Genomic DNA, 11,419 nt, shown 5'->3' with positions numbered 1-11,419 from the left:
GGGACTCAAACTTTCCGGGAGGACAGGCGTGAATGAAGTCGAGAGCTTGGTCGATACGCATAAAAAAATCCGAAACCCAACAAGGAGTTTCGGATTCTTACACAGCCTGAGGATCGGTCAATGGATCCTTAACTGATCGGCATTAGACCAAAAGGTCCCTTTTTCTATCAAAAATCACGTTTCGATCCCACTATGCCGCAAATGTGTACCTGCTTGAAGCTCCCGCAGTGGCGCGGCAGCTCATCCAATCGAGGCTCACTGTGGCGGCGGGACCTCACGCGGCGATACCGCTGTGACGCAGCAGCGCATCCACCTGGGGCTCCCGGCCACGGAAGGCACGGAACAGCTCCATCGGCTCCCTGGAGCCACCCTTTTCCAGAATGTTCTTCAGGAAGGAGTGGCCCGTGGCCGGGTTGAAGATCCCCTCCTCCTCGAAGCGGGAGAAGGCGTCGGCAGAGAGTACCTCGGCCCACTTGTAGCTGTAGTAGCCCGCCGCGTAGCCGCCCGCGAAGATGTGGGAGAAGCTGTGCTGGAAGCGGTTGAACGCCGGGGGCGTCATCACGGCGACCTGGCTGCGCACCTCAGCCAGCAGCGCAGGGATCTGATCCGCTCTGGCCGGGTCAAAGGTCTGGTGCAGACGGAAGTCGAACAGGGCGAATTCCAGCTGGCGCAGCATCTGCATCGCCGCCTGGAAGTTGCGGGCGGTCAGCATCTTCTCCAGCAGATCGGCGGGCAGCGGCTCCCCGGTCTCGTAATGGCCGGAGATGAAGGCCAGCGCCTCGGATTCCCAGCACCAATTCTCGAGGAACTGGCTCGGCAGCTCCACCGCATCCCAGGCCACGCCGTTGATGCCGGCCACGCCGGCCACATCGATGCGGGTCAGCATGTGGTGAATGCCGTGGCCGAACTCGTGGAACAGGGTGACCACTTCGTTGTGGGTGAACAGGGCCGGCTTGCCGTCCACCGGGCCGTTGAAGTTGCAGGTCAGGTAGGCCACCGGCTTTTGCAGGGAGCCGTCCTGACGGTAGCGGCGACCCAGGCAGACATCCATCCAGGCGCCGCCCTGCTTGTGCTCGCGGGCATAGAGATCCAGGTAGAAGCTGCCGCGCAGCTCGTCATCGGCGTCAAAGATGTCGTAGAAGCGCACGTCCGGGTGCCAGGTGTCGATGCCGAGACGCTCGCGCACCTTCATGCCGAACACCCGCTTGACCACCTCGAACAGCCCCTTCACGACCCGACCAGCGGGGAAATAAGGACGCAACTGCTCATCAGAGACCGAAAACTTGTGCTGTTTGAGCTTTTCTGCGTAATAGGCAAGATCCCAGGCCGCCAGTTCGTCCTGACCGTGCTGCTCGGCGGCAAAGGCGCGGATCTCTTCGAGCTCCGCCTTGCCTTGGGGCAGGGACTTGGCAGCCAGGTCGGTGAGGAAGTCCACCACCTGCTCCGGCTTGTCCGCCATCTTGGTCGCGAGGGAGAGCTCGGCATAGTTGGCAAAGCCCAGCAGTCGGGCCAGCTCCCGGCGCAGGGTGAGCAACTCGGTCATGATGGCGGAGTTGTCCCACTTGCCGGCGTTGGGGCCCTGGTCGGAGGCGCGGGTGGTGAAGGCCTCATACAGCTCGGCACGCAGGGCGCGGCTGTCGGCATACATCATCACCGGCAGGTAGGAGGGGATGTCCAGGGTGAACAGCCACCCCTCCTTGCCCTTGAGTTCGGCCATCTGGCGCGCGGCAGCCTGGGCGCTCGCGGGCAGACCGGCCAGCTCGGCCTCGTCGGTCACCAGCTTGTGCCAGCCCTGGGTCGCGTCCAGCACGTTGTTGCTGAAACGGGAGGAGAGCTCCGAGAGGCGGGCCTGGATCTCGCCGTAACGCTGCTGCGCCTCGGCAGGCAGACCGATGCCGGAGAGGCGGAAATCGCGCAGGGTGTTCAGGATCTCCTTGCGCTGGGCATCATCCAGCCGGGGGAAGTCATCGCTCTCGGAGAGGGCCAGATAGGCTTGATAGAGCCCTTCATGCTGACCGACATAGGTCTGGAATTCGGAAAGCAGCGGCAGGCAGGCATCGTGAGCCGCCCGCAGCGCCTCGCTGTTCTGCACGGCGTTGAGGTGGCTGATGGGGGACCAGATCCGGGAGAGGCGGTCGTTGACCTCTTCCAGCGGGGCGATCAGGCTGTCCCAGGTGTGAGGCTCCTTCTGGGCCAGCACATCCTCAATCTTCTGTTTGCAATCGGCGATGGCCTGCGTCACGGCAGGTTGCACCTGATCGGGCTGGATCTGGCTGAAGGGAGGCAGCGAGTCCATTGTCAGCAAAGGGTTAGTCATCTGCGGTACCTCTAAATTCTCTGCAGCCCCTGCCGTCCAGAAGCCTGCTTGGACCATCTAAGATGTAGGCAGAAACCCCATTTATCAAGCCTTTGCCGCCAAGAGACGGGCTTGTTGCCCACTTTTTCAGGCATTTTGTTCATAAAACCAGCACTTCATCTGCCAGAGACGACAATGCCGGCCCGAGGGCCGGCATTGTGAGGGCATGGACACTCCCCGCCTCAGCGTCGGGCGTCCTCTTTCAACCACTGGGCGACCCGCTTGGCGAAGTAGGTGAGGATGCCATCGGCCCCGGCCCGCTTGAAGCAGAGCAGGGATTCCATCACGCACTCTTTCTCCTTGAGCCAGCCATTCTGGATCGCCGCCATGTGCATGGCGTACTCGCCGCTCACCTGATAGGCGAAGGTCGGCACGCCGAACTGATCCTTCACCCGGCGGATGATGTCCAGGTAGGGCATGCCCGGCTTGACCATGACGCTGTCCGCCCCTTCGGCGATGTCGAGGGCCACTTCGTGCAGGGCTTCGTTGCCGTTGGCCGGGTCCATCTGGTAGGTGGCCTTGTTGCTCTTGCCGAGGTTGGCGGCGGAGCCCACCGCATCGCGGAACGGGCCGTAGTAGTGGGAGGCGTACTTGGCGGAGTAGGCCATGATCTGCACGTTGACGAAGCCGTTCTCCTCCAGCGCCGCGCGGATGGCACCGATGCGGCCGTCCATCATGTCGGACGGGGCCACCATGTCGGCCCCGGCGGCCGCATGGGAGAGCGCCTGCTTCACCAGGATCTCGGTGGTGATGTCGTTCTGCACATAGCCTTCGTCATCGATGATGCCGTCCTGACCATGGGTGGTGAAGGGGTCGAGCGCCACATCGGTGATGACCCCGAGCTCCGGGAAGCGAGCCTTGAGGGCACGGGTCGCCCGCTGGGCCAGGGCATCCGGGTTGTAGGCCTCTTCCGCCATCAGACTCTTTCTCTCCAGCGGCGTCACCGGGAACAGGGCCACCGCCGGCACCCCCAGGGCCACCAGTTCGGCGGCCTCTTCGAGCAGCAGATCGATGGAGAGTCTGTCCACCCCCGGCATGGAGGCAACGGCCTCTCGCTGACCCTCCCCCTCCAGCACGAACACGGGATAGATGAGATCGTTGGCGGTCAGTACGTTCTCGCGCACCAGGCGGCGGCTGAAGTCATGTTTGCGCACCCGGCGCAGGCGACGGCCCGGGAAGGCCCCCGGAAGAGTTGTGGCCATGAATCACTCCAAAAGCGGAAGTTGGAAGAATGCGGCGGAGGTGGCCCAGGTATGGGCCAGCAAGGCCTCGGGCGCTTCACCACGGCAGGCCGCCACCACCTGGGCGATGTGCGGCAAAAAAGCGGGTTCGTTGCGTTTGGGCCTGGGTTTCAGATCCCGCGGCACCAGGTAGGGGGCGTCCGTCTCTATCATCAAGCGACCCGCCGGAATGCGGGCCACCTGCTCGCGCAGCAGCTGGCCACGGCGCTCGTCACAGAGCCAGCCGGTCACCCCGATATGCAGCCCCAGCGCCAGGCACTCGTCCAGCTCGGCGTCGGAGCCGGTGAAGCAGTGCAGCACGGCCCCCGGCAGGCGGGGCAACCAGGGGCGCAGGATCTCGACGAATTTGTCATGGGCATCGCGGCAGTGCAGAAACACCGGCATCCCGAGCTCGGCGGCGAGCGCCAGCTGGGCGTCAAACACCGCATCCTGCACCGGGCGGGGGGAGAAGTCCCGGTTGTAGTCGAGACCGCACTCGCCGATAGCCACCACCTGGGGCAGGGCCGCCAGTTCGCGCAGGGCGGGCAGGGTCGCCTCATTGACGCTTTTGGCATCATGGGGATGTACCCCGGCGGTGGAGAAGCAGTAACCGGGCCAGCGGGCGGCCAATGCGGCACTTTCGCGGCTGCCGGCCAGATCGGTGCCGGTCAGGATCAGGGCTTCCACCCCGGCGGCGCGCGCGCGTTCCACCAGGTGGGCTTGTTCGCCTGCGAACTGGCTGCTGGTCAGGTTCAAACCGATGTCGATCATGGCGTCAGGGGTTCCGGACAAACGAGGTGCATATCAGGCATTTGAAAACCATCTACTCGATGGGGCCTTACCATACGCCTCGAACGGATGCATGAAAAGAGGAAGGGAGCCTCAGCTCCCCTCTTCCGTTTGTTGCTGCTCTTCGTCCTCTTTCTTCACGTAGAAGCGGGCGAAGAACAGACCTATCTCCCACAGGCCCCACATGGGGATCGCGAGCAGGGTCTGGGAGAAGACATCGGGCGGCGTCAGCAACATGCCGACCACGAAGACCCCGACGATGACGTAGGGGCGCTTCTCCTTCAGGCTCCTGGGGGTGGTCACCCCGGTCCAGCAGAGCAGTATGGTGGCCACCGGGATCTCGAACGCCACCCCGAACGCGAAGAACAGGGTCAGCACGAAGTCCAGGTAGCTGGCGATGTCGGTCGCCACCGTCACCCCGGCGGGGGCGGTACTGGTGAAGAAGCCGAACACCAAGGGGAACACCACATAGTAGGCGAACGCCATCCCCGCATAGAACAGCACGGCGCTGGAGGCCACCAGGGGCAGGATCAGCCGCCGTTCGTGCTGGTACAGACCGGGTGCGATGAAAGCCCAGGCCTGATAGAGCAGATAGGGGATCGCCACGAAGAAGGAGACCACCAGGGTCAGCTTGATGGGCGTGATGAAGGGTGTCGCCACATCCGTCGCTATCATGCTGGTGCCTGCCGGCAACTGGCTGAGCAACGGCTGGGCCACGAAGTCGTAGATGTTGTTGGAGAAGTAGATGAGCGCGATGAACACCAGCAGAATGGCGGTGATGGAACGCAGCAGACGGGTTCTCAGCTCCACCAGATGGCTGATGAGGGGTTGTTCTGCCTGACTCATGGCTTCACCTCCCTTTTGGCTGCGGACTCGCTGGCGGGCACAGGCTCGCTCTCTCGCTGACTGTTGACCGGCGGCATCTCTGGGGTGGGCGCCGGGGCCGCCACCGGAGTGGCTGGCTCGGCCTGGGCGGGCTCCCGAGGCGGGCGGATCTCGTTCTCCCCCTGATAGGGACGATTCACCGACTGGGCGGCCGCTTTCAACTGCTCGATGGACTCCTGCAGCTCGGGGCTCAGGTTGTTCATCTGCAACCGTTCGGCCTTCTTCAGGTCGTTGTGCAGATCCTGCAACTTGAGCTCCTGCTCCAGCTCGGCCTTGACCGAGTTGGCGGTGCTGCGGATCAGCCTTATCCAGTGGCTGGCGGTGCGGATCGCGACCGGCAACCGCTCGGGGCCTAGCACCACCAGGGCGACGACGCCGATGACGACCAGCTCCCAAAAACCGATGTCGAACATGGCTTAGGCCTGATCTTTGTCTTTCTGCTTGGCGGCTTCGGCGTTGCTGGCCGTCTCGTTCAACTGCTTGGTCGGAAACTCGGCATCTTTCTGCTCGGGTTTGGTGTCGGCCGGCTCATCGGAGAGCGCCTTCTTGAACCCCTTGACCGCCGCGCCCAGATCGCCGCCGATACCGCGCAGTTTCTTGGTGCCGAACAACAGCACGACGATGACTGCGATGATCAACAACTGCCAAATACTGATACCACCCATGACTTTCTCTCCGGATAGGCGCCCGATGGCGCAGGTTATTTAATGGGAACGGGTTCGCAACCAACCCAGCAGCCAGCATAACCCGGCGCTGGCGAGGCTGATTTGTCCCCACTCAATGTATTGTTTTTTGGTCAGCAAGAATACACCCGCGAGCAGCAGGCTGGCTCCAACCCCTAAGAGGTAGCGAGCCTGCCCCTGACGGCGACTGTGGCGACGGAAATCGGCAAACATCTGGTCGAAGTGGTGCTGCTGATGGCGGGCCTGACGCAGGGTCTCGTAGACCAGCTCCGGCAGCTCCGGCAGTTTCTCCGCCCAGAACGGCGCCTTCTCCTTGATGGCATTCCACACCGCCTTGGGGCCGACCTGCTCGTGCATCCAGTTTTCCAGATAGGGCTTGGCGGTCTGCCACAAATCCAGCTGGGGATAGAGCTGGCGACCCAGCCCTTCCACATAGAGCAGGGTCTTTTGCAGCAGCACCAGCTGCGGCTGCACCTGCATGTTGAATCGACGGGCGGTGTTGAACAGATTGAGCAGCACGTGGCCGAAGGAGATCTCGGAGAGCGGTTTCTCGAAGATGGGCTCCAGCACGGTGCGGATGGCGAACTCGAACTCGTCCACCTTGGTATCGGGCGGTACCCAGCCAGACTCCACGTGCAGCTCGGCCACACGGCGGTAGTCGCGGTTGAAGAAGGCGAGGAAGTTCTCCGCCAGGTAGCGCTTGTCTTCCCGGTTGAGGGTGCCGACGATGCCGCAGTCGATGCCGATCCAGAGCGGATTCTCGGGGTGTTCGAAAGAGACGAAGATGTTGCCCGGGTGCATGTCGGCGTGGAAGAAGCTGTCGCGGAACACCTGGGTGAAGAACACCTCCACTCCGCGCTCGGCCAGCAGCTTCATGTTGGTGCCGTTGGCTTCCAACGCCGCAATGTCGGAGACCGGAATGCCGTAGATCCGCTCCATCACCAGCACCTGCTCGCGGCAGTGCTCGGTGAACACCTCGGGCACATAGAGCGCCTCGGAACCGATGAAGTTGCGGCGCAGCTGGATGGCGTTGGCCGCTTCGCGCATCAGGTTGAGCTCGTCGAGTATGGTCTTGCGATACTCCTCCACCACCTCGACGGGGCGCAGTCGTCCGCTCTGGGGCACGAAACGGGCCACCAGACGGGCCAGGGCCTGCATCAGGCGCAGGTCGGCCTCGATGACCGGCTCGATATCGGGACGGATCACCTTGATGACGATCTCGCGGCCGTTCTCCTTCAACCGGGCGGTGTGCACCTGGGCGATGGAGGCGGACGCCAGCGGCGTCTCATCGAAGTCATCGAACAGGGCCTCGACGGGGCAACCCAGGCTCTCTTCAATCTGGCGACGGGCGGCCTGACCACAGAAGGGAGGCACCCTGTCCTGCAGCAGGGCCAGCTCTTCGGCAATGTCGGGGGGCAGCAGGTCTCGGCGAGTCGAGAGCATCTGGCCGAACTTGATGAAGATGGGACCGAGGGCCTCAAAGGCGAGGCGAATACGGGCACCACGGCTCATGCCTTGTTGCTTGTTCTTGAGCCAGAACAGACTGCGACGGGCCAGACGGCCAGGCCAGGGCTGATAACGAGCGGGCACCAGCTCGTCGATGCCCTGTTCCAGCAGGATGCTGACGATGCGATAGAGGCGTTTGAACTCCTTCGGGGTCATCAGCTCACCTGCTGTTCGAGGCGGGCAAGCCGCAACTCGATCGCCTTCATCTGTTGGGCCAGCTCTTCGACATCGTCATTGAAGCTCGCCACTTCCAGCGGACCCGGGGCAAGCCTCGCCTCCTCGGTCAGATACTCGGCCACTTGACGCTGGGAACGGCACAACTCTCGCCCCACAAAACGGCGAGCCTGACGGGCACCACTGCACAGGGTGTGGGCCACCACGTCGCCGGTGTAGCGGGACAGCTCCTCTTCCCAGTCGATATCGAGCTCGCCAAGCAGGGCGCTGAATGCCTGCACCAGCTGGGGGTCACCGCTCAGGTCCAGCTTCTCCTCGCGGATGTAGCGGGTCAGGGCGGAAGGCTCCTTGAGCAGGCCGAGGGCGGTCAGGGAGAGACTCAGCACCGCATCCGCCTCCCCTTCAAACCTGGCCAGCACATCCAGACGGCGCTCCGAGAAGACAAACCAGAGCGGCTTGAGCTCGCGCAGCTCCAGTTTGAGTACCTTGCCCGCGAGCTTGCGCAGCCGCTCCGGGCTCTGTTTGTCCAGGGCCAGCAACTGGTTGAGGCTGGTTTCGATCACCGCGGTGACCATGGCATCCATCGGCATAGGCGACCTTAAAACTTGTAACCGCGGTGCAGGGCAACCACGCCCTGGGTCAGGTTGTAGAACTCAACCTGTTCGAACCCGACATTCTCCATCATGCCTGCCAGGGTCTGCTGATCCGGGTGCATGCGGATCGATTCCGCCAAATATTTGTAACTTTCGCTGTCATTCGCCACGATTTCGCCCATTTTCGGCAGCAATTTGAAGGAGTAGAGATCATACAGCTTGGCGATCACTTCGCTCACCGGCTTGGAGAACTCCAGCACCAGCAAGCGGCCACCCGGCTTGAGCACCCTGAACATGGAGGCGAGTGCCTTGTCCTTGTCGGTGACGTTGCGCAGGCCGAAGCCGATGGTGATGACGTCGAAATGGTTGTCAGGGAACGGGAGCGCCTCGGCATTGGCCTGTACGTAGGAGACGTTGTTGGCCACCCCCAGGTTGCGCAGCTTGTCGCGGCCCACCTTGAGCATGGAGTCGTTGATGTCCGCCAGGACCACCTGGCCGGTCTCACCCACGATGCGGGAGAACTTGGCGGTCAGATCCCCTGTGCCGCCAGCCAGATCCAGCACCTTCTGTCCTTTGCGGACACCGGAGCAGTCGATGGTAAAGCGCTTCCAGAGGCGATGGATGCCGAACGACATCAGATCGTTCATCAGATCATACTTGGCCGCTACCGAATGAAAGACACCGGCGACCAGAGTTTCCTTCTCGGTCGCTGCCACGGTTTTATAGCCAAAATGCGTAGTAGTAGTCTGTTCCGACATCCCTCAAATACCCATAGAGCAAAGAATGGCCGCCAGTTTACCAGAGCCGATGGCGTGCGGACACCTCAAACCCGGCTTGTGACCAACTGCATCCCCAGCACGACCATGGCCAGACAGAGGAACAGATTGAGACCGATATTGAGCAGCGCCTTCAGATAGGCCCCTTGCTGGGCCAGCACGACCGTATCGAGGGCAAAGGAGGAGAAGGTGGTCAAGGCGCCGAGGATACCCACCATCAGCAATGGCTTCATCGGGTGTTCCACCACGTGACTATGGCTGATCAGGGCATAGGCAATCCCCATGATGAAGGAACCCACCACGTTGACCACCAGGGTGCCATAGGGAAAGTGGCGTCCCAGCAGCCATGCCATCAGCTCGGCGATGCCAAAGCGCAGGCAGGCACCGAAGGCGCCCCCGACAGCGACAAATAACCAGGTTTGCATCAAGCAGTCTCCAAGATTGTCAGGTTGGCATTATGCAAAATCTCGACAGCAGGGGACAGCCGGGCAATTAATCGACCCGGCTAGACCCTAGCGGCGAAAGTCTACCCGTTCTGGATTCACAAGGTGGAGGGTCGTCTCAGCCGGGCGAGTATCGGCGATGACTCTGCCATGGCGGATGGAATAACGCACCGGCACCTGGCGGCGCACCGCATCAAAACCATTCTCAGCAGGAAGGATCAGCAGGTTGGCGGGCTTGTCCAACTCGATGCCGTAGCGATCCTGCACGTTCAGGGTGCGGGCGCTGTGGTTGCCGATGAGCTTGAGACTGTCATTGATCTGTTCATAGCCCATGATCTGGCAGACATGCAGCCCCATGTGCAGCACCTGCAACATGTTGGCCGTGCCCATGGGATACCAGGGATCGAACACGTCGTCGTGGCCGAAGCAGACGTTGATGTTCGCCTCCAGCATCTCCTTCACCCGGGTGATGCCACGACGCTTGGGATAGCTGTCGAAGCGCCCCTGCAGGTGAATGTTCACCAGCGGATTGGCGACGAAGTTGATGTCCGCCATCCTGAGCAGCCGGAACAGCCGCGAGGCATAGGCTCCGTTGTAGGAGTGCATGGCGGTGGTGTGGCTGGCGGTCACCCTATGGCCAATACCGCGCTCGTAGGCCAGGGTTGCCAGCGTCTCGATAAAACGGGACTGTTCGTCATCGATTTCGTCGCAATGCACATCCACCAGAACCTGATATTTCTCTGCAAGATCGAAAACGTAGTGCAGACTTTCGACCCCGTACTCCCGGGTAAACTCGAAATGGGGGATGGCACCGATCACGTCGGCCCCCAGCTTGAGAGCCTCTTCCAGCAATGCCTTGCCGTTGGGGTAGGAGAGGATCCCCTCCTGCGGAAAAGCGACGATCTGCAGCTCCACCCACTCCTTCATCTCCTCCCGCACCTCCAGCATCGCCTTCAAGGCGACCAGATTGGGGTCGGAAACATCCACGTGAGTCCGCACGAACTGGATGCCGTTGGCAATCTGCCATTTCAGTGTCTGGATGGCGCGTTGTTTCACATCCTCATGGGTCAGCAGCGCCTTGCGCTCGGCCCAACGCTCGATCCCCTCGAACAGGGTACCGGAGAGGTTCCAACTCGGCTCGCCAGCCGTCTGGGTGGTATCGAGGTGAATGTGCGGTTCGATGAAGGGGGGGATGACAAGGCCTTGCTCACCATCAAGCTCGCGGGCAGAGAGCAGCTGGGTGCTCATGGGCTCGATGGCCCGGATCACGCCTCCCTGACAGAGGATTTGCCACATCCCTTCCCTGCCCGCCAGACGCACATTCCTAATCAGCATGTTCTTTCCCCTTCGAAAGCGTCGTTGTCTTTGCCAATCCACAACTTAGCCCGGATCCCTTTAAGAGAGAAGCGCCGCCCGGAAAGCATACGGGATAGAAAGGGAAGATATCTCAGCAACAAGAAGGTGCGACATTGCAGGACTGCAATTTGCGATGGATGGCCTGAAAAGCAGATACAAAAAAGCCTCCCGATTGGGAGGCTTTCTTATTTAATGGTGCTGATACCCAGAATCGAACTGGGGACCTCATCCTTACCAAGGATGCGCTCTACCGACTGAGCCATATCAGCACACTAACCGGTAAAGACCACGCTCAATGCGTAATCTAAAATTGGGTGCCTGGCAGTGTCCTACTCTCGCATGGCGAATGCCACACTACCATCGGCGCTACAGCGTTTCACTTCTGAGTTCGGCATGGGGTCAGGTGGTTCCACTGCGCTATTGCCGCCAGGCAAAATCTTAATCCAGAAAGCTGACGTGAATAACGACTTTGCTAGTTTGCGTTGTCATTACCACTGAATTTGTAAGTAGTTCGCTCATTCGCTACAAGGCCAGAAACACTTCTTGGGTGTTGTATGGTTAAGCCTCACGGGTAATTAGTATGGGTTAGCTCAACGTATCGCTACGCTTACACACCCCACCTATCAACGTTGTGGTCT

11 protein-coding genes, 1 tRNA gene and 2 rRNA genes are annotated in these 11,419 nt (G+C 61.3%); all 14 read right to left on the bottom strand.

The features are described 5' to 3' along the window. Positions 1 to 274 precede the first annotated feature (274 nt). Positions 275 to 2,317 (bottom strand): oligopeptidase A, encoded by a 2,043-nt coding sequence (prlC, locus tag J9892_RS17505; RefSeq protein ID WP_069784333.1) that lies wholly within the window; start codon positions 2,315 to 2,317, stop codon positions 275 to 277. A gap of 221 nt (positions 2,318 to 2,538) precedes the next feature. Continuing rightward, on the bottom strand, positions 2,539 to 3,558 hold the full coding sequence (gene hemB, locus J9892_RS17500) for a porphobilinogen synthase (protein WP_041212046.1): 1,020 nt from the start codon (positions 3,556 to 3,558) through the stop codon (positions 2,539 to 2,541). 3 nt (positions 3,559 to 3,561) lie between these two features. Next, complete coding sequence (locus tag J9892_RS17495) at positions 3,562 to 4,347, bottom strand: TatD family hydrolase (RefSeq protein ID WP_210538625.1); 786 nt, start codon at positions 4,345 to 4,347, stop codon at positions 3,562 to 3,564. A 111-nt stretch (positions 4,348 to 4,458) separates the two neighbouring features. Then, entirely contained in the window at positions 4,459 to 5,211 is a 753-nt protein-coding gene (gene tatC, locus J9892_RS17490) for a twin-arginine translocase subunit TatC (protein WP_042017421.1), read from the bottom strand. Beyond that, positions 5,208 to 5,663, bottom strand: a complete 456-nt coding sequence (tatB, locus tag J9892_RS17485; protein ID WP_210538624.1) for a Sec-independent protein translocase protein TatB — start codon at positions 5,661 to 5,663, stop codon at positions 5,208 to 5,210. The genes tatC and tatB overlap by 4 nt, the downstream gene beginning before the upstream one ends. Before the next feature lie 3 nt (positions 5,664 to 5,666). After that, positions 5,667 to 5,915, bottom strand: coding sequence for a Sec-independent protein translocase subunit TatA (gene tatA / locus J9892_RS17480; RefSeq protein ID WP_010672358.1), 249 nt, complete (start codon positions 5,913 to 5,915; stop codon positions 5,667 to 5,669). 39 nt (positions 5,916 to 5,954) lie between these two features. After that, positions 5,955 to 7,595 carry a ubiquinone biosynthesis regulatory protein kinase UbiB gene (gene ubiB, locus J9892_RS17475; protein ID WP_210538623.1) on the bottom strand — a complete coding sequence of 547 codons (1,641 nt, stop codon included), beginning with the start codon at positions 7,593 to 7,595 and terminating at the stop codon, positions 5,955 to 5,957. Beyond that, positions 7,595 to 8,203: an SCP2 sterol-binding domain-containing protein gene (locus J9892_RS17470; RefSeq protein WP_114523029.1), complete on the bottom strand. Its 609-nt coding sequence runs from the start codon at positions 8,201 to 8,203 to the stop codon at positions 7,595 to 7,597. Before J9892_RS17470 ends, ubiB begins: the two co-directional genes overlap by 1 nt. A gap of 8 nt (positions 8,204 to 8,211) precedes the next feature. Then, a complete protein-coding gene (gene ubiE, locus J9892_RS17465; RefSeq protein ID WP_039041078.1) occupies positions 8,212 to 8,964 on the bottom strand; it encodes a bifunctional demethylmenaquinone methyltransferase/2-methoxy-6-polyprenyl-1,4-benzoquinol methylase UbiE in 753 nt (250 codons plus the stop codon). 65 nt (positions 8,965 to 9,029) lie between these two features. Further along, positions 9,030 to 9,407 carry a fluoride efflux transporter CrcB gene (crcB, locus tag J9892_RS17460; RefSeq protein ID WP_210538622.1) on the bottom strand — a complete coding sequence of 126 codons (378 nt, stop codon included), beginning with the start codon at positions 9,405 to 9,407 and terminating at the stop codon, positions 9,030 to 9,032. 87 nt (positions 9,408 to 9,494) lie between these two features. Continuing rightward, on the bottom strand, positions 9,495 to 10,760 hold the full coding sequence (locus tag J9892_RS17455; protein WP_210538621.1) for a cytosine deaminase: 1,266 nt from the start codon (positions 10,758 to 10,760) through the stop codon (positions 9,495 to 9,497). A gap of 214 nt (positions 10,761 to 10,974) precedes the next feature. Beyond that, a tRNA-Thr gene (locus J9892_RS17450) sits at positions 10,975 to 11,050 on the bottom strand. A gap of 47 nt (positions 11,051 to 11,097) precedes the next feature. Continuing rightward, a 5S ribosomal RNA gene (gene rrf, locus J9892_RS17445) occupies positions 11,098 to 11,212 on the bottom strand. Positions 11,213 to 11,335: 123 nt separating this feature from the next. Then, a 23S ribosomal RNA gene (locus tag J9892_RS17440) occupies positions 11,336 to 11,419 on the bottom strand; the annotation flags it as partial.

This window comes from Aeromonas sp. Prich7-2 (assembly GCF_017939255.1).
Classification (GTDB): Bacteria; Pseudomonadota; Gammaproteobacteria; order Enterobacterales; family Aeromonadaceae; genus Aeromonas; species Aeromonas caviae.
Note: the sequence above shows the minus strand (reverse complement) of the source record. Positions and strands in the feature narration are given on the sequence as shown.